This window comes from Deltaproteobacteria bacterium (assembly GCA_020848745.1).
In the GTDB taxonomy this organism is placed as follows: Bacteria; Desulfobacterota; Binatia; order UTPRO1; family UTPRO1; genus UTPRO1.
This window is the reverse complement of sequence record JADLHM010000121.1, coordinates 1-19,962: the sequence shown is the minus strand read 5'-3', so window position 1 is coordinate 19,962 and position 19,962 is coordinate 1. Positions and strand designations below refer to the sequence as shown.

Annotated in this window: 8 protein-coding genes and 1 pseudogene; 7 read left to right on the top strand and 2 right to left on the bottom strand. The window is 65.5% G+C overall.

Features of this window, described 5'->3' with window-relative positions; all coding sequences use genetic code 11:
- Positions 1-27: 27 nt before the first annotated feature.
- The 7 genes from IT293_18305 to IT293_18275 all read left to right on the top strand — a co-directional run bounded on the left by IT293_18305 (position 28) and on the right by IT293_18275 (position 19,412).
- Positions 28-975, top strand: a complete 948-nt coding sequence (locus IT293_18305) for an efflux RND transporter periplasmic adaptor subunit (GenBank protein MCC6766615.1) — start codon at positions 28-30, stop codon at positions 973-975.
- Between the two features lie 12 nt (positions 976-987).
- Entirely contained in the window at positions 988-4,251 is a 3,264-nt protein-coding gene (locus IT293_18300; GenBank protein MCC6766614.1) for a CusA/CzcA family heavy metal efflux RND transporter, read from the top strand.
- A gap of 282 nt (positions 4,252-4,533) precedes the next feature.
- Complete coding sequence (locus tag IT293_18295; protein MCC6766613.1) at positions 4,534-7,929, top strand: VCBS repeat-containing protein; 3,396 nt, start codon at positions 4,534-4,536, stop codon at positions 7,927-7,929.
- 41 nt (positions 7,930-7,970) lie between these two features.
- Entirely contained in the window at positions 7,971-10,274 is a 2,304-nt protein-coding gene (locus IT293_18290; GenBank protein MCC6766612.1) for a PD40 domain-containing protein, read from the top strand.
- Positions 10,275-10,682: 408 nt separating this feature from the next.
- Positions 10,683-14,246, top strand: coding sequence for a DUF4215 domain-containing protein (locus IT293_18285; GenBank protein ID MCC6766611.1), 3,564 nt, complete (start codon positions 10,683-10,685; stop codon positions 14,244-14,246).
- Positions 14,247-14,382: 136 nt separating this feature from the next.
- Positions 14,383-17,922, top strand: coding sequence for a hypothetical protein (locus tag IT293_18280; protein MCC6766610.1), 3,540 nt, complete (start codon positions 14,383-14,385; stop codon positions 17,920-17,922).
- Between the two features lie 2 nt (positions 17,923-17,924).
- Positions 17,925-19,412, top strand: a complete 1,488-nt coding sequence (locus IT293_18275) for a hypothetical protein (GenBank protein ID MCC6766609.1) — start codon at positions 17,925-17,927, stop codon at positions 19,410-19,412.
- A gap of 84 nt (positions 19,413-19,496) precedes the next feature.
- Here IT293_18275 and IT293_18270 read toward each other — a convergent pair whose 3' ends face one another.
- Both IT293_18270 and IT293_18265 read right to left on the bottom strand, forming a co-directional pair.
- Positions 19,497-19,832, bottom strand: a complete 336-nt coding sequence (locus IT293_18270; GenBank protein MCC6766608.1) for a transposase — start codon at positions 19,830-19,832, stop codon at positions 19,497-19,499.
- Positions 19,833-19,836: 4 nt separating this feature from the next.
- Positions 19,837-19,962: pseudogene (locus IT293_18265) on the bottom strand (IS3 family transposase).

Here is a 19,962-nt window from a genome sequence, read left to right as displayed (position 1 = left end):
CCTTCTCGCTCTCGCCTCCTTCGACTCGTGGCCTGCGCGATCCTCGTCTCCGGCGTCGGATGTGCCGGAGAACCTGGTTCCTCCAAGAACGACAAGGAGGCGGGCCATCGGCAAGGTCACCAGGAGGAATCCGGACACGACGAAGGCGAAGAGTCCACGAACGAATCCGCGCACGTCTCGGCGGAGAAGCTCGAACATGCCGGTGTGACCTTCGCTGCGGTCGGTCCCGGCCACGTCGACGATGGCGTGCAGCTGCTTGGCACGATTCGCCCCAATGGGGATCGACTTGCCCACATCACTCCCCGCTTTCCGGGCATCGTCCGCGAAGGGAGGCGAAACGTCGGCGACACCGTCAAGGCCGGCGAGGTTCTCGCGATCATCGAGAGTAGCGAGAGCCTCTCACCCTACGAGCTGCAAACGCTCATCGACGGCACCATCATCGAAAAGCACCTGACCAGGGGCGAAGCCGTTGACCGCGACAAGCAGGCCTTCGTGATCGCCGACCTCTCGTCTGTCTGGGTCGAGCTGAGCGTGTATCAGCGCGACCTCGAGCACGTGCGAGTCGGGGAAACCGTCCGCATTCGTTCCGGCGAGAAGGGCCCCCAAGCGGAGGGCATCATCGTCTACATCACGCCGGGCGTCGATGAGAGGATGCGCACCGCGACGGCTCGGGTCGTGCTCCCGAATCCCGATGGCCAGTGGCGTATCGGGTCGTTTGTCGAAGCCTACGCGGTGTCTCCGCACGCCGCAGCGCTCGTCGTTCCAGCGAACGCCATCCAGAGCCTCGAGGGAACGTCCGTCGTATTCGTCGCCGAACGAGAACGGGTAGAGGCGCGTCCCGTCATCCTTGGCCATCGCGGCGAAACCCTCGTCGAGATCCTCAGCGGGCTCGCAGACGGTGAACGCATCGCCACGGTGAATTCGTTCCTCCTCAAGGCGGAGCTCGGAAAGGGCGCCGCCGAGCACGACCACTGAGGAGGCGGAGCCGTGCTCGAGCGAATTCTCAATTTCTCCATTCAGCGCCGGTTTCTGGTCGTTCTGGTCACGACCGTCTTCGGCGCCATCGGCGTCTTTGCGCTCACCCGTCTGCCCATCGATGCCGTTCCCGACATCACGAACAATCAGGTTCAGATCAACACCCTTGCGACCTCGCTCTCTCCGATCGAGGTGGAGAAGCAGGTGACCTTCCCGATCGAGACCGCTCTTGCTGGAATCCGCGGGCTTGCCTACACACGCTCCCTTTCCCGCAATGGCTTCTCGCAAGTGACCGCCGTCTTTTCCGACGACGTCGACATCTATTTCGCTCGACAGCAGGTCACGGAGCGCTTGACCGAAGCGCGCGAGAGCCTGCCCGAGGGAGTCGAGCCTCGCATGGGAGCCATCTCGACGGGTCTCGGCGAAATCTACATGTGGACCGTCGAGTACCGGCACCCGGGGGGCGACGGTGCCGCTCCCAACGCCGGCGAGGCGGGCTGGCAACCCGACGGCAGCTATCTCACGCCGGAAGGTGAACGTCTCGCTTCACCTCTCGAGCGCGCCGCGTACCTACGAACGGTGCAGGATTGGGTCATTCGGCCGCAACTGAAGGGAGTCGCCGGTGTCGCCGGCATCGACGCCATCGGCGGATACGTCAAGCAGTTCCATGTGCAGCCCGATCCACAGCGACTCGTCGCGTACGGGCGAACCCTGCATGACGTGGTTGCGGCGCTCGAACGGAACAATCTGAGTGCCGGCGCCGGCTACATCGAGCACAACGGCGAGGCTTACAACGTGCGGGCCACAGGCCGGATAGAACGGCTCGAGCAGCTCGACTCCATCGTCATCGGGGAGCGCGGCGGCACGCCCATCTACGTTCGCGATGTCGCCACGGTTGGCATCGGCAAAGAGCTTCGAACGGGCAGCGCAAGCGAGAACGGGGAAGAGGTCGTCGTAGGCACCGCGCTCATGCGGATCGGCGAAAACAGCCGAACCGTCGCGCATGCCGTGGGGGAGAAGATCGCGGCCATCAACAAGACGCTTCCTCCGGATATTCACGCCAAGACCGTCCTGGATCGAACCAGGCTCGTAGACGCCACCATCCACACCGTTCAGAAGAATCTCTTCGAGGGCGCAATCCTCGTCGTGATCGTGCTGTTTCTCCTTCTCGGAAACATCCGTGCGGCCGTCGTCACCGCGCTCGCCATCCCGCTTTCGATGCTCTTGACCGCCATCGGCATGGTCCAGACGCGCACCAGCGGGAATCTCATGAGCTTGGGCGCCATCGACTTCGGTCTGGTCGTCGACGGCGCGGTCATCATCGTCGAGAACTGCCTTCGGAGCTTGGCCGCGAAGCAGCGCGAGATCAGGCGAGCGCTCACGCTGCAAGAACGTCTCGACGTGACCCGCGAGGCGAGCAAGCAGGTGCTCGGTCCGGCGGTCGTCGGTGGCGCCATCATCATCACCGTCTACGTTCCGATCCTCTTTCTCACCGGGGTGGAGGGGAAGATGTTCCGTCCGATGGCCCTTACGGTCATCTTTGCCCTGGTCGCGGCCTTCGTCCTCGCGTTCACCTTCGTTCCCGCGATGGTCGCTCTCGTCATCACGGGTCGCGTCGAGGAACGGGAGAACGTCTTGGTCCGTAATGCCAAGGTGCTCTACGAACCGGCGCTCCGCTGGGTTCTTCGAGCGCGAGTCGCCACCCTTGGGGCGGCGGTGCTGCTCTTTGCCGGCTCACTCGTCCTGTTCTCCCGTCTCGGCCAGGAGTTCGTTCCGAGTCTCAGTGAGCTCGATATCGCGGTTCAGGCCATCCGCATCCCGAGCACCGGCCTCACGCAATCCTCCGAGATGCAGCTCACCGTCGAGCGTACGATCAAGGAGACGATCCCCGAGGTCGCCTTTGTGTTCTCCAAGACGGGCACCGCCGAGATGGCGTCCGATCCCATGCCCCCGAATGCGTCCGACACGTTCGTCATTCTGAAACCGCGAGACTCTTGGCCGAACCCGCGCGACACGAAAGAAGCGGTTCGCGAGCGGGTCGAAGAGGCCCTCCGTGGAGCGCTCGGCAACAACTACGAGTTCACGCAACCGATCGCGATGCGTTTCAACGAGCTCATCGCCGGTGTACGGGGTGACGTCGCGGTGAAGGTCTACGGGGAAGATTTCGACGCGCTTCTGCCCATTGCTCGGCAGATCGGAGGCATACTCCAGGATACGCGCGGCGCGGCCGACGTGCGGGTCGAGCAGATCGCCGGCCTCCCGATGCTCAGCATCGACGTCGACCGAGCGGCGATCGCTCGCTACGGACTCACCGTCGCAGACGTCCAGGAAGTCGTCTCCATCGCCGTCGGCGGCCGCGAAGCGGGCCAGGTCTTCGAGGGCGACCGCCGCTTCGACATCGTGGTGCGGCTCCCGGAGGATTTCCGACGAAACATCCGCGCCCTCGAGCAGCTTCCGATCCCGCTCGAGCATCAGGAGGAGGAGTCCGGCGTCATCCCGGTCTCCGGCAACGCGCCCGTGGGCACGTTCGCCTTCATCCCTCTGGGCGCGGTCGCACGGGTCGCTGTCACCGAAGGACCGAACCAGATCAGCCGCGAGAATGGGAAGCGGCGCGTGGTGGTCCAAGCCAACGTGCGTGGGCGCGACGTCGGCTCCTTCGTCGGTGATGTCCGAGCCCGGATCGATGCTGACGTGAAGTTGCCGCCCGGGAGCTGGCTCGATTGGGGTGGGCAGTTCGAGAACTTGGTGGAGGCGAAGAAGCGGCTCACGCTCGTCGTGCCCGCGTGCTTCCTTTTGATCTTCCTTCTTCTCTACAGCACCTTCGGCTCGGTGCGCCATGCCGCCATGGTATTCACGGGGATCCCGCTCGCGCTGAGCGGCGGCATTCTCAGCCTCTGGCTCCGACAGATGCCGTTCTCGATCTCGGCCGCGGTTGGCTTCATCGCGCTCTCGGGCATCGCCGTCCTGAACGGTCTCGTGATGATCACGTTCATCAAGCAACTCCGAGAGGAGGGAGCGTCTGTCGATGAAGCCATCGTCCGAGGCGCCCTGACGCGCTTTCGCCCCGTTCTCATGACCGCGCTCGTCGCCTCTCTGGGCTTCATCCCGATGGCCCTTGCGACGGGCACCGGCGCCGAGGTCCAACGCCCTCTCGCGACGGTCGTCATCGGCGGACTCATCTCGAGCACGGCACTGACCCTCTTTGTTCTCCCGGCGCTGGTTGGACTCTTCGCAGGCCCGGAACCGGCGATGACCGAAGGCGTTCTCTCCGATTGATTTCGCGGGTTTCGGCCGGGCATCGATCCCCGCGGCACGAAGCGGCATCCTGCCTTGCAGAGGCGCAAAACCATGCATGGTTGAGGGTAGAACACTCTGCGATCTCAACTACTTCGACCGGCATGCCCCTTGCTCACGCAAGGGGATCGGTCAGGTCCATGATCGTTGACTTCCGCCATGATGAAGCACCCCGCCCCCGAGCGTCCTTCCCGAACCGGTTTCACTCTTTCGAACGCAGGTATGACCCCACGGCCTATCGCCCGTGAGCAGGAGACCCGGAGCATGGTGACTGCCCCTATCGACCCTGCCAAGCCCTACGCCCGGCGCCGCCTTCCCGGCACGGCGAACGAGGGGTTCTGCAGGTTCGTAGTGGTCGTCATAGCCGCTGTGCTGAGCCTCATTTCCGCTCCGCCGGCACAGGGTCTCGATCTTTCGATGGACGCCCACTCTCTTCCGGTAAACGACAATCCTCAGGGATTGAATGCCGTCGATTGCGACGGGGACCTGCTCCCAGACCTGATCTCGGCGAACTTCGACTCGGACACGGTGACCGTGTTCCAGAATTCCGGCCCCGGCACGCTCCTACATGGCGCCAACCTGGCGACTGCCGATGAGCCGAGCGGCGCTACCTGCGCGGACTTCAACAACGACGGCCGCATCGACGCCGCCGTGTCGAGTTGGAAGCAAAAGACAGTGACGCTCTACATCCGCCAGGAAGACGGCAGCTACACGGTCGGCGCGTCCTCCCCGGTCGGAAACCTCCCTCGCTCGGTGTCGGCTGCCGATCTGAATCTCGACGGCAATGTCGACCTCGTCGTCGTCAATGTCCAGTCAAGCGACCTTACGCTCCTCTTCGGCAACGGTGCGGGAGGGTTCGCAGCGGTCGGCAACATTCGAATCCCTCGCCTTTCTCCGCAGGCCAGTCGGCCGGTCTCCGCCCAGATCGCCGATTTCAACGGAGATTCGCTACCGGACATCGTCGTCGCCGCGAATCAGCAGGACCCCTCGCTGCATCTCCTTCTCGGCGACGGCTTCGGCTTCCACTTCGCCCCGAACCCGCTGCCTTCGACCGACCGACTCCTCTACGTCGCGGCAGGTGACGTCAACGGCGACGACCTGATGGACATTGCCACCCTTGGAGTCGATGCCACGATCAAGGTATTCGCGGGTCACGGCAACGGGACCTTTACACTCCTCTCCGTGCTCCTCGCGGGCTCGATGGCGAAGACCGTCGCCCTGGCGGATTTCGACGGCGATGGGCTCACCGACCTGGCCGTATCCTATTCCGACAGCAACAGCGTCCAGATCCTGCGAGGGATCTCACCCGGTAATTTTCAAAGCCCCTACAACATCGCATCGCCGACGGTAGTGTCTCCGATGGCGACCGCCCGCCTGCGAATCAGCGCGACCGGCGGTAGCGAGATCGTCTTCGTCGACGGCGTCGCCCAGCGCTTGTCGCTGCTGCAGATCCTCCAACTGACCGGCCCCACCGTGAGTCCGCTGGCGGATCTGGTAGGTACCCCTGAATCTCTCCTCCTGACCGACATGACCAACGACGGCATTCCCGATGCAGTCGTCGCGTCCGCCGGTCCCAAAAGTAGCCTCGGCATCACCGTCATGCGCGGCAATGCTGCGGGCAGCTTCGATCCGCCGCCGCCGCCGGTGAGCTGCGGAAACGCGGTCCTCGACGCTGGCGAAAGCTGCGACGACGCCAACGCCAAGAAGGGAGACGGCTGCAGCGTCACCTGCCTGGTCGAAATGGTGAAGACTCTGTTCTCGATGGATGCCGCCGACTTCAACGGCGACGGCAACAAGGATCTCGCTGCGGTCGACGCCAAGGGCGATCTCCGCATCTTCCTCGGCAACGGCATCGGCCAATTCGGCACCATCGCCCTCCTTGCCAAGGTCAAACGCAAAACGGGTGCGACGGTCGGCGACTTCAACGGCGACGGTCTCCCTGATTTGGCCATCGTTCCGCGAGTCCGTAGCGGCGGCTCCGTGACCTTGCTCTTGAACGACGGCATCGGGAGCTTCATCCCCCTCCCGATCATCGCGCCGGCGAAGCTTGGCGGCCCGATCCTCGCCGGCGACTTCGATCGCAACGGCTTCGATGACCTCCTCGCCGTGCAGACATCCAAGCCGAAGGGTGTGATGCTCCTCTCGAGCGACGGTGCGGGACCCCTTCGCCTCTTTCAAACGACACCGACACCGGCGGGCATCGTGGCGCTCGCGGCGGCTGATTTCGACGAGAACGGATACCTAGACACGGTCGCCGAGTTCAAGGGCAAGAAGCAACACCCGATCTTGTTGCTCGGCGCCCTAGGAGGGCCGTTCCTGGCGGGACCGCTCATCCCGAGCGCCCCAAGCCCTTCGCGCTTCTCCATCGCCGACGTCGACGAGGACCTTCACCAGGACCTCCTCAGTTGCACCCCCGCCACCTCACCGAACTGTCAGATCCTGTATGGAACGGGGCGCGGCACCTTCGCCGCCAACCCGCTCCCGGCAGCCCCCTCCATCGGACGCGACGTGCGGGGCGCCGCGGCGGACGACTTCGACGATGACGGTCATGTGGATCTTGCCGGTGTGAGCCGTCAGGACAGCCGCTTGGTCGTGCACTTCGCAGGTCCGAGCCCCTCGAGCCTCGTTCTCGAGACCGGCCAGCTGCCCGAGGCTCTCGCTACCACCGATCTGAACGACGATGGACGCCAGGACTTGCTCGTCGCCAACGCGGGATCGCAGGACATCAGCATCTTCATCAACCAGGGCGCTCGCCAGTTCGTGACCCTCGTCCGCACCAAGCTCCCACTTGGAAACGGTCACGTCTCGATGGCCGTCGGCGACATCGACGGCGACGGGAAGAAGGATCTCGCAGTCACCCAGTCCGAGAGCAACCGCCTGACGATCCTCAGCAACACCGGAGGCGCCGGCTTCGCGGTGCAGGCGAACCTCGCGACGCAGCGGGAGCCACGCGGCGTCGCCATCGGCAAGTTGAACGGCGACGACATCGGCGACATCGTGACCGCGAATCGGGGAGCCAATTCGGTCTCGATCTTCCGATCCGAGACGAACGGATCCTACACACGCACCGACATGGCCAGCCAGGGTTTCGCGCCTTGGGACGTGGTGCTTCCCGACCTCGACGGCGACACCGTGGACGACCTGGTCGTCCTGAACGAGTTCGACACGGCGCCTGTGGCCACCAAGACCGCGACGCCGACGCCGATCATCACGCCGACGCCCGAAGCGACGTCGACGTCGGCCGCAACCGGAAGCGGCGCGCCGACGCCCACGGCGACGGCGCAGATGCCGACGCCGACCCCGTCCACGGACTCGCAGGAGGGGAATCTGATCACGTTCCTGAACGATGGAACCGGTGGCTTCCCGGCGGTGACCGAGCGGCATACGCGCGGCCGTCAGACGCCGATCGCGATGTGCGTCGGCGACTTCAACGGCGACACGGTGCCCGACCTCGCCGTCGCAAGCGTCACCACCAACGACATCATGGTCCTACACGGCTCCGGAGACGGTTTCTGGAGCGGCGACGAACGCGACTTCCCGGTCGGCAACCCGGTCGGCGGCCTCTCGTGTCACGACGCCGACAGCGACGGCCGTACCGACGTCGCCTTCGCGCGCCGCCGGTCGAACGACGTCGGCGCGATCCTGACCGGTCCACAATGAGGAACTTGGTGACAGCGGACTACCGCAAGGAAGGTCGACTCATGATGAGTACAGGAATGCCGCGACTGCTCGCCGCGCTGGCCACCACCGTCGCGATGCTCCTCGCGGAACGGAGTGAGGCGCTCCACAACAACAGCCCTCTTCTGACGCAGGTCACCGACCGGCCGTCGCAGACTATCGGCGGCGTCCACTTCACGATGGCGTCGAACGTGATGATCTTCCATTCCGACGCCGACTTGCTGAGCAACGGCAACACCGTCCCGCAAATCTTCGTCTTCGACACCGCCAAGCGTATTCTCAAGGACCAACGGGCCTTCTACCAGCTCACCTTCGGCAGCCAACCCAGCATCAATCCGTCCGCGACCGCGCGCGCTCGCACGCTGGCGTTCGAGTCGGCTGCGGACCACCTTGGCAATGGCAGCACCGGCCGGCAGATCTTCGCCTCGCGTCTGGTTCGCTTCAAGAACCCCGGCGGTCTCGCGCTCCAGCAGATAACGAAGGGACTCGGCGAGAGCTTCAACCCGAAGATCAACGCGTCGGGCCGATATCTCGTCTTCTCTTCGACCGGCGACATGAACGGCGACGGCCTCGCACCGGGCGAGCACCTCTACCGCTCCGAGCTCCGCAGGCTCCGCAAGGCCCGCTGTGCCGCGTATCCGTGCCCCTACGGCGGCCTCAACCCCGGCCTCGAGCTCGTCACGCGCGAGATCGCCACCGGCGCGGCCATCCATCCCGGCGGGAATTTCGTGGTCTTCGAGTCACGCGGCGACGCGGCCGGTAACGGCTGCGTGAACGGCGCGCAACAGCTCTTCGTGAAGGACTTCAAGACCGGCACGATCCAGCAACTGACCTTCGGCACGGCGGACAGCCGTGGACCGAAGTACTCACGCGACGGTCAGTTCCTCTTCTTCGAATCGGACGCCGATCTCGCGCTGACCGGCAGCACGCGAACCCAGATCTTCCAGTACGACATGTTCACCGTGCCGCCGCGGCTCAAGCAGCTCACGGCCGGCACCGACGGCGACAGCACGGACCCCGCCCCGGGGCCGGGCGGAGCCATTCGCATCCACTTCACATCGACCGCCGATCTCACGAACAGCGGGGTCTCGGGTGTACGCCGCCTCTTCGTCTACGAACTGACGCGCAACCAGATCTTCCAGCTTTCCGGCAATCAGCAGATCGATCCCGGCATCGATGCCAATTTCAGCTTCTCGATCTTCGTCAGCGACTCCGATTGGCTCGGGAACGGCAACAACCAGAAGCAGCTCTTCTTTCTGAACTCGTACCGCGTGGTCGGCGATCCTGGGAGCCCGCCGCCGCGGCCGACGCCGACTGCGACGCCAATCCCCGGCGTTCCGACGACCATCGGCCTCGCACTGACGGCCAACCTCTCCGAAGACAACGGCGACGGCACCCTCACTACGGTCGTTGCGTCGACGGTCGCGGACTATCTTGGCGCACCTGTCGCCAACGGCATCTTCGTCGACTTCTCGATCACCGCACCCTCGGCCGGCGCAGCGATCAGCGATGGCCGCATCAACGTCGGGTCCGATCAAGTCTGCAACCTCGTCCAGTTCCAGCAGCGTACGGGCGTCCCGATCGTCAACCAGCCAGGAAAGACCTACGTCTGCCTTACGTACCCGAAGGAGCAGGTCAACACGGTCCGGCAAGTCAATGCCGCGGTCACGTCGCGTTGTCTCGACGGAGTCAATGACACCGGCGCCTGCTCCAGCGCCTCGCAATGCCCGGGTGGCGCGTGTCAGCCGGCCTCGGCCAGCGTGTCCGGCTTCTTCACGTTGCCGGCGCCGATCCAGGAGTGCCTGAACAACGGCGTTCCGTGCAACGACTTCGATCCGTGCACTCTGAACGACGTATGCGGAGGCGGCACCAACACCTGCGTCGGCGGCGACCTCGCGGGGCAGGCGTGTACCGAGAACTCGCAGTGCGCGTGCCCGCCATCCAACCCCACGTGCATCAGCGGCTACTGCCAACTTCCGACCTGTCAGCCGGGTGCGCCTATTACTTGCGCCAATGACGGCAACCTCTGCACGCAGGACGTCTGCAACTTCTACACGGGTGAGTGCTACACACCGAAACAGTGCTTCGATGACGGCAATCTCTGCACGGACGACGTCTGCGACCCTGGCACTGGCCTCTGCGGCATCCCCAACACGGCACCGTGCTCCGACGACAATCCGTGTACGCTGGATGACATCTGCGCGGCCGGGAGCTGCGCGCCCGGCACACTCATGACGTGCCCGAACGATGGCAATCCTTGTACTGACGACGTCTGCAACGCCGAAACCGGCCAATGCGGCGTACCGGGGGTGTGCGACTGTCCCTGAACAGCCCACGCGTATCGGCTCCTCGGTCGAGCGTCTTTCGCTCGGCCCGTAGGCGGGCCGCCTGCTTACCGAACCTCCCCACGGGCAAGTGGGCGGCCGATGCCTCATCTGCGGCACGTTCGTCCTGTGACCGGATGGTTGCACCGTACGTTCGCGCAAGGATTTGCACTGCAGGCGTGACGTTTCGTCTTACCCTCGAAAACTCGAAAACTTTGGATGATTGCATGGCATGCACGTTGCGACATCAGCAGCCCATCGAGCGGTCTCCCTCTCCTCACCCCGATTCGAGGAGATCGAGCCGAATCGACGGCGACCGACCGCCGTCTCAACGCTTCCCAAAAATCCCTGCTTGCCGTCCGGTCCAGCCGCACTGCAAGGGTACATCCCACTCGAAGCTGGAGGCCCCCCATGATTGAAGTCCGTCGCAGTCCCTGGTTCACCGCCGTACTCGCTCTCTTCGCTCTGATGCTCGTCGGCTCCGCCGGAACCGCCTTCGCCGTCTGCGGAGACACGATCCCGGACGCGGGGGAGCTCTGCGACGACGGCAACCTCGTGGACGGCGACGGTTGCGACTCCAACTGCACCCCCACCGGCTGTGGCAATGGCATCCAGACTCTGGGTGAGACGTGCGACGACGGCAACCTCGTCGATGGTGACGGCTGCGATTCCAATTGCACCGCAACCGGCTGCCCCAACGGAATCGCGACCGCTGGCGAAGCGTGCGACGATGGGTCGTTCGGGTCGGCGACCTGCGACCCCGACTGCACCCCAGCGGCTTGCAGCGACGGCACGCTCAACCCGGCGGCCGGCGAGCAATGCGACGACGGCAATGTTCTCGACGCCGACGGCTGCGATTCCAACTGCACGATCACGAGCTGCGGCAACGGCGTCTTGACCGCCGGCGAAGCCTGCGACGACGGCAACACGGTCGACGGTGACGGCTGTGACTCGAACTGCACCCCGACCGCGTGCGGCAACGGCGTCCAGACGGCCGGGGAGAGCTGCGACGACGGCAACGTCGTCGACGGCGACGGGTGTGACGGCAACTGTACGGCAACCGCGTGCGGCAACGGGATCGTGACGGCTCCGGAGCAATGCGATGACGGCAATCTCGTGAGTGGCGATGGATGTGACGGCAACTGCACGGCGACCGCGTGCGGCAACGGGATCGTGACGGCTCCAGAGCAATGCGATGACGGCAATCTCGTCAACGGAGACGGGTGCGATTCGAATTGCACCGCGCCCGGATGCGGCAACGGCGTCGTCACGGTTCCCGAACAATGCGATGACGGCAACGCAGTGAACGGCGACGGTTGCGACGGGAACTGCACCGCCACAGGCTGCGGCAACGGAATCCAGACGGCCGGAGAGACCTGCGACGACGGCAACCCGATCAGCGGCGACGGCTGCGATGCAAACTGCACGACGACCGCGTGCGGCAACGGGCTGCTGACCACCGGCGAGGTCTGTGACGACGGCAATGCAGCGAGCGGTGACGGCTGCGACACCAATTGCACGTTGAGCGGCTGCGGAAACGGGATCATTGCCGGGACCGAGATCTGCGACGACGCCAACCTCGTAAATGGTGACGGCTGCGACGCTACGTGCCAACCCACCGGGTGCGGGAGCGGCGCGGTCACCGGCATCGAGCAGTGCGACGATGGAAACCTCGTCAACGGCGACGGCTGTTCGGCGCTCTGTCAGCGCGAGTTGCTCAACATGACGGCAGCCGCCGGCGACCACTTCGGCCACAGCGTGGCCGCGCTCGCCACGAGTCTCATCGTGGGTGCGCCCGACGTGGACCAGCCTTCGGCCATCAATACCGGCCGGGCATACCTCATCGCGGGCAATAGCGGCCTCACGCTGCGGACCTTCCTCAATCCTACCCCCGGCGCCGGCGACGGCTTTGGGTACTCGGTCGCGGCCGTGGGGGGGGATGTCCTGGTCGGCGCCCCGTTCGACGACACGGCTGGTCCGGACGCGGGCGCGGTGTACCTCTTCAGCGGTGCGAGCGGCGCGCTCCTCAAAACCTTCACGAACCCGGCGGCGGGCACCAACGACCATTTCGGGTGGTCGATCGCGTCCATCGACGGCAACATCCTGGTTGGCGCGCCCAAGGACGACAGCGGCGCCGGGGGCGGTGGCGTCGCGTACCTCTACAACTCAGTGGGCGTCCAGCAGGTCTATCTGAATCCATCCCCCGCGGCGGGCGACCAGTTCGGAGCGGCGGTGACGGCACTGGACGCTACCGCAGTCCTGATCGGCTCTCCTATGCACGATGTGCCGGCGAACGGGTTTAATCCGGCCGCCGACAACGCGGGCGAGGCCTACGTGTTCGAGGCCTCTACCGGTGCATTGACCCGCACCGTCGCGAATCCCTTCCCGGGCCAGGGCGACCGTTTCGGCGCCTCGGTCGCGTCGGTAGCCGGGCAGGCCTTGGTCGGCTCACCGGTGAACGACGCGGCGGCGACGAGCGCCGGCGCGGCGTATCTTTTCAACGCCGGCAACGGCCAGCTCACGCAGATCTTCGTGAAGCCGGGGCCCCTGGTCAACGACGAGTTCGGATACGCGGTTACGGCCGTCGGAAGCGACAAGGTCGCGGTGGCCGCTCGACGCGACGATACCGGTGGACCGGACGTCGGCGCCGTCTACGTCTTCGACGTCGCGACGGGCGCAGCGCTGCAGACCTTCCAGAAGCCGGTTCCCGTGACCGAGGACCACTTCGGGAACACGATCGCATCGGTCGGGTCGTCGGTGTTCATCGGAGCGCCGCTCGACGACACCGTCAAGCTCGACGCAGGCGCAGTCTATTCTTTCGTGGACACGTCGTGCGGCAACGGAACGCGTGAGGGCACCGAGGCCTGCGACGACGGCAACATCGGCGACGGCGACGGCTGCGACGCGAACTGTACCGTGACGGGCTGCGGGAACGGCGTCGTGACGACGGGCGAAGCCTGCGACGACGGCAACCTGGCCGTCGGCGACGGCTGCAGCCCGACTTGTACGATCGAAGGCGCGTGCGGTGACGGCATCCAGGAAACGTTCGAGCAGTGCGACGACGGCAACACGGCCAACGGCGACGGGTGCGACGCCAACTGCACTCCCACGGGCTGCGGGAACGGCATCGTAACGGTCGGCGAGCAGTGCGACGAGGGCGCGGCGAACGGTACGAACCTCTGCTGCTCGTCGGCATGCCAGGCAGTCGACGCCGATCTCGACGGTGTGTGCGACCTCGACGACAATTGCCCGACGATCGCGGATCCGTCGCAGCTCAATAGCGACGGCGACGTCTTCGGAAATGTTTGCGACGTCTGTCCGGGGGACGTCGACAACGACAGCGACGCTGACGCCTACTGTCGCGGCGCTCTCTTCAACCCGCCAGCAGTGGGCGGCGAGGATCCCTGCTCGCGTCCAGGCCTGGCCGGCGCCTGGCGTACCTCCAAGGTTCGGATCATCCGGGTACTCGCGGCGCCGGAGGGCAACGAGGGCTTGCGGCTGAACGGCGAGTTCGCCGTCGGGAGCAGCCTGCCGGTCATTGCCCCGGAGCGCCATGGAATCCAACTGCGCATCACCGACAGCGCGAACACCGTCTTGTTCGACGTGAACCTCCCCGGCGTGGTGCGCGTTCCGGGCATGGATCACGGCTGGAAGGCTTCGGGGACGCCGGCATCGAAGTGGATCTTCACCGACAAGCGGCCGGTCACCGTCTCCAAGGGTATCAAGAAGGTGACGGTCAAGGACCTCAGGCGTCTCGGGACGGCCGGCGTGTTCGGGATCTTCCTGAGCCACAAGGGCGGCACCATCCCGCTCCGCGACGCATCGCAGCTGCCGCTTCGCGTGACCGTGGAGCTGAACGACACTTCGCTGCCGCCGGGCGGCACGCCGGGCCGCGATCAGTGCGGCGAGGCGGCTTTCCTGCCAGAGCAGTGCAACGTCCTGAGCACCAACGTGCTCTGTCGAGATCGCAATTGATCAGTCATGGCAAATGATTAGTTCCGGAACCTTGCATTTGATGCGACAAGCGCGACGCTCATAGGACTGTTGGGGCGACGAAGGTTCCCGTCGCCTCAGCCCCATCTAGCTTCGGAGTCGTTTCAGGAGACCCCCGATGTCGACGTTGCACCCCTCCCGCGAAGGATACTGTCGTGCGCAGCTTCGAATCTCGGCACCCTACGGTGTCCTGATCCTCGCAACCATGGTCACGCTGCTCGGACGTCCGTCGCTCGTCGCCGCCCAAACGACCTGTTCGTCGACCGCGACGATCGGCTGCGGTGAGATCAAATCGGGAGGCATCGGCGTCACCGCCGAGACCGACTGCTACACGTTCACGGCTGAAGCGGGCGAGGTCGTCCAGCTCCTGTCGAAAGCCACTACCGGATCGAGCATCCAGGCGTGCGCCCAGCTGCGCGATTCCGCGGGCAACATCGTGAGCGCCGGCGGCTGCAACGCAGCCTCGACGATCACGCTCCCGGCAAACGACACGTACTCGATACGACTGTACGACCAGAGCAACAACCAAACGGGCAACTACAATGTGCAGATGCAGGTGCTGTCGGCCACCGCCTCGAGCTGCCCGGTAGCGACCTTGTCCTGCGGCTCGCAATCCGGCGCTCGCATCCTGAGTTCGATCGTCCAGAGTGACACGTACCGCTTCACCACGTCCGCGGCCAACGAGGTAGTGAGTATCACCACGAGCGACGTCGCTACCGGTTTCGACTCGTGCTGGCAGCTCTATGCCGCCGACGGAACGGCGATCGGTACCCAGAGGTGTGGACAGGCCGTGCGAACCCTTCCGACCGCCGGCGCCTACACCCTTCGCGCCTTCGAGCTGAACAACGACGCGGCTAGCCAATCCTACCGGATGGATGTCACGACGATCTCGGCAACGGCCACGAGTTGTCCCGACGCGACACTCACCTTGTGCCAGGAGCATTCCTCGAGCATCGCATCGCTTGCCGACAACGACACCTATTGGTTTACGACCACGGCGCCCGGCCAGGTGATCGACATCGCGACCACGACGACCTCGGGCACGATGACCACGTGCTGGGATCTGTTCAACGCCGACGGTAGCTCCACCGGGAGCGTGATCGTCTGCGGCGCCGACCAGCGCGTGATCGGCACGCCTGGCACATACGTGCTTCGCGTCTTCGACCAGAGCTACACGGGTGTTGGGAATTACGACATCCAAGTCGGCCCGCCCAACTGTACGACCCCAACGCCCACGGCGACGCCGACGCCGACCGCCACGACGACTCCGACGCCGACGCCGACGGTGACCGCGACAGTGACCGCGACCCAGACGCCGACGCCGACCGCGACCGTGACAGTGACGGCGACCCCAACGCCGACGGCGACCGTGACCGCCACGCCGACCGAGACGGCCACACCGACCGAGACGGCCACGCCGACCGAGACGGCCACACCGACCGAGACGGCCACACCGACCGAGACAGCCACACCGACCGAGACAGCCACACCGACCGAGACAGCCACACCGACCGAGACGGCCACACCGACCGAGACAGCCACACCGACCGAGACGGCCACACCGACCGAGACCGAGACGCCGACGCCGACTGCCACCGCGTCGCCGATCGTCGCTGGCGATCACTTCCGCATCTACGCCGCCGACGGTCCGGATGCCCCGAGCGTCCATCTCGTCGATCAGTTCGGCACCTACGACGCCGACCCCGACACTGCCACCGCTTTCGGCGTGCCGGTTGACAAGAGCTGTCCGACGTGCGGGTTCGGCGCGATCACGGATCCCGAGCAGCACCTCACGTTCTACCCCTTCTCGGCGTTGTTCGGGCCGACCACGATCGACGTCGACAACCAGTTCGGACCGCAAACGCTCACCGTCGGCGACGCCGTCTTCCTCGCGGTACCGAGTGAGAAGGCAGTTCAACCGAACCCGCTGCCGACGCCCGCTCTCGCGCTCACGATCGAGCACTACGCGTGCTACGCGGCGTCCGGCAACCCGATCGACCTCACGGTGACGCTCGCCGACCAGTTCGGCACGACCTCGGCCGTGGTCGGCAGCCCGTCATTTTTCTGCAATCCCGTCGACAAGAACAACGAGGGCATCGTGAATCCGAATACGCACCTCACGTGCTACGACATCGTGGACACCGCGACGGGCCTCGATTCGACGATCCGCAACCAGTTCGGCGAGGATGCGATTTCCATCTTCGGTGCGACGGCGTTGTGCGTGCCGTCGTTGCTTACCAGCGTAGGTCCGACACCGACGCCGGTGGAAACGGAGACGCCGACGCCGATCGAAACCCCGACCGCGACTCCGACGGAAATCGAGACCTCGACGCCGATCGAGACGGCAACCCTCGTCGAGACGCCGACGCCCGCGGAGACGGCAACCCCCGACAGCACGCCGACCGAGACCGCGACACCGGACGAAACGGCGACTCCCGAGGACACCCCCACGCCGACCGAGACAGCGACACCCGAGGAGACCGCCACCGCCACACCCCAGGCGACCTTCACGCCAACGCCCACGCCGACCGCGACTCCCACCTTGTGCGGCAACGGCACCCTCGACGCGGGCGAGACCTGCGATCCAGCCGTGGCGGATTCATGCACGAACGGCGACGTCTGTGCGCCGGACTGTACCGCCTGCCAGTGCGGGGCCACCTTCAGCGTCAGTAACACAGCGACCGAACCGGGTGGAGACACCTGCTTCCTCGTCGATCTCGACAACGCCACCGCCGTCCGGGGAGTGCAGGCGACTTTGATCGACGTCCCGGAGGAACTCGCGCTCACGAGCGTCGAGTGCACGACCCGTACGGTCGGCTACGCCTGTGATGCCTTCGAAGGCGCGAACGGGCTCGAGCTCGTCGTCGTCGACCTGAACGGAGGCTGTCTCGCCGCAGGGACGGGATCCATCGCGCGCATTTGCGTCAGCGACAACGCCGCGATGTGCACGGTCCCTTCGACCATTGCCCTGGAGCCGCAATCGGTCGTGATCGCGAGTTGTGCGAACACCCCGGTCTCGGCCTGCACCCAGGCGGGTGAGGTGGTGTGCGGCGGAGGGCTCGGCGACTGCCAGGCGGACGGCGACTTCGACCTGTTCGACGTGCTCAACACGATCGACGCTCTCCTCGGACGCATTACGCTCACACCCACGCAGTCCACGCTCTGCGACAATACGTGTGACGGTACGGTGGACATCTTCGACGTCGTCGCTCAGATCGACGCGCTTCTCCAAGGAATCCCGATGCCTCTCAGCTGTCCGGCGAGCGTCGTGGGACAGCCCCTGCAGACGGTGTCACCGCAGCGTGCCGCGGTTCGCTCAGAGTCGACCAAGCCTTCGGCGGTCCGTGTCGAAGCCCGTGCCGGCGGACGGGTAGTGCAGCTCGACAACCCGCAGACGGCCGTTCGGGCCCTCGAGCTCACATTCGTCCCGGAGGGCGGACCGTTCGAGGTGCGGGACGTCAGGCCGGCGCGAAGGGGCCGTCGGTTTGAAGCGGCGTTTCACCAGGCGGATCCCTATGCCCCGGTGAAAGTGGTCGTCGTCTCGCTCGACGGTGGATCGATCACTCCCGGGCATGGACCGATCGTGCGCATCCGAGCCGAGAGCGGAACGCGACGCGGACACTTGCGGCTCACCGAGAGCAAGGTGGTCGATCGTTAGTCATGATCGCGAAGACAACGAAATCCACGCGGGTCGCGTTCTGCGCCCTGGCGCTCTTGTTTTGGGTCGCTCCTGCCGTAAACGCGGGTGTAACAATCGAGATTCCGAACGACCTGTGTAGCGATGCGTCCGGTGAGGTAACGGTTCCGCTTCGCATGACCAACGACGAACCCGTCCGTGCGATCTTCGCGAAGCTCGTAAGCCCCTCGGGTGGCGTGGATCTCGTGGCGAGCTCCGCGCGGTGCTCGGGGCGAGCGCAGGGATTCTCGTGCCAAGCCAGCACGGTCGCGGCGAACGGCCACATCAACCTCATCGTCCTGAGCTTGGGTGGTCAGGTGCTCCCGGCAGGCGACGGATCCATCATGACCCTGCGCTTGCGGCTGGCGAACAGCATCTGCGATTCGTCTCCCGATACCGAGCTCGGTTTGCGTGACGTCGACGTCGCGAATCCGGCGAACCAGCCGATCGCGGCGCAAGCTGTGGACGGACGAGCTGCCTGTACGTGCCAGCTCGCCATCACCGACGCCAGGCAAGTGGCAAAATGCCAACCGGCGGTTGCTGCCGGTACGCAGGCGTTGGTCGTGAAGCGTCTCCGAACCCTGTCCACGTGCGGTGCGGCACTCCTCGATTGCGAACAGACGAAACCGGGCGATCTCGCTTGCGAGGGCAAAGCCAAGGAGAAGTGCTCGAAGGCCCTGGGCGCACTGCCTGCAACGACCGAGAAGTTCGTGGCGGCCGTGGAGAAGGGCTGCGCGGACGTCGAGCAGACGACGATGCTCTCGGCACGGGGTCTCGACTTCGGGCAGATCGCCGACGACTGCGGCGACAACTTCGGCGGCTCGGTCGGTAGCACCGAAGCCATCGCGCGCTGTGTCGCAGCACAGCACGCCTGTCGCGCGGAAGAGGTCATGACGAGCGCGATGCCGCGGGTCCGGGAGCTGGCCGAAGATGCCCAGGTGCCCCTCGGCGCGGACAACTGCCTCGGCGATTTCGCGAAGTCCCGGATCGCGCTCTCCACTGCCGGCGCAGCAGGCAAGCCGGTGGTCGCGTGCCAGAAGGCGATCGTGACCGGGGGAAGCCGCTACGTGTCGACCGCCCTCAAGCGCCTCGATGGCTGCGTCGCCAAGGTCCTCCGCTGCCTGCAGTTGAAGCCCGGCAACGCCGGCTGCCTCACGAAGGCAGAACGCGCGTGCGTGAAACAGCTCGATACGGGTTTGCCGGCGCTCGCGGAGAAGCTCGGGCGCGGTATCGGCAAGCGATGTGCGACCCCCTTCGCGACGTTGGCAAGCGAGCAGGGGTTGGGGCTTGCAAAGCTGGAACAGGTTTGTCGGGCGGTGGGAGTCGACACGCTCGGCAGTCTGGCGGACTATCAGCGGTGTTTGATCCGCCGCTACCAGTGTCTCGTACGTGACCTCCTCCAGTTCGGGACGCCACGCGCGGACGAGGTACTACGGCTCGTCGGCGATACATCCCCGAGCTTCTGCCACTGACCGTCCGAAGCGCGACCGGGCCGCGTCACCGGCCCTCGGTAAGCGTTCGGCGAACCGCGTCGCTGACGGCGTGGGCCCGATGCGCTACGACGCGTCAGCGTGGGGCTGGTCGAGCGCGATCGTGGCGGCGCGGAAGGGGTTGGTGGCGAGCCGCTCCTGAGCGTCCGACTGCTGGAGGGTCTCCTGCCAGTGGACGGGCGCGAGCTCGAGGACGCGGCGGTGGGGCCAGTCGGGCAGCAGGCAGAAGAGATCGCGCAGGTACGCCCAAGGCTCGAGGCCGTGCACCTGGCAGCTCGCGAGCAGGGACACGAAGGTCGTGTTCACCGCGGCGGCCTCGTCGGAGCCGACGAAGAGCCAGTTCTTGCGGCCCACGACTTGGCGGCGGAGCTCGCGCTCGCTGAGATTGTTGTCGAGCGGCAGGCGTGTACAAGCCGATCACGGATTCGGCGAGGGCATTGTCATAGGAGTCGCCGACGGTGCCAACCGAGGGCTCGATGCCCGCCTCCGCCAAGCGGTCCGTGTAGCGGATCGAAAGGTATTGCACGCCGTG

What these genes read in the sequence shown, in the direction of transcription:
- IT293_18295 (MCC6766613.1), top strand. Translation starts at nt 4,534, where the DNA reads ATGGTGACTGCCCCTATCGACCCTGCCAAGCCCTACGCCCGGCGCCGC.
- IT293_18290 (MCC6766612.1), top strand. Translation starts at nt 7,971, where the DNA reads ATGATGAGTACAGGAATGCCGCGACTGCTCGCCGCGCTGGCCACCACC.
- IT293_18285 (MCC6766611.1), top strand. Translation starts at nt 10,683, where the DNA reads ATGATTGAAGTCCGTCGCAGTCCCTGGTTCACCGCCGTACTCGCTCTC.
- IT293_18280 (MCC6766610.1), top strand. Translation starts at nt 14,383, where the DNA reads ATGTCGACGTTGCACCCCTCCCGCGAAGGATACTGTCGTGCGCAGCTT.
- IT293_18275 (MCC6766609.1), top strand. Translation starts at nt 17,925, where the DNA reads ATGATCGCGAAGACAACGAAATCCACGCGGGTCGCGTTCTGCGCCCTG.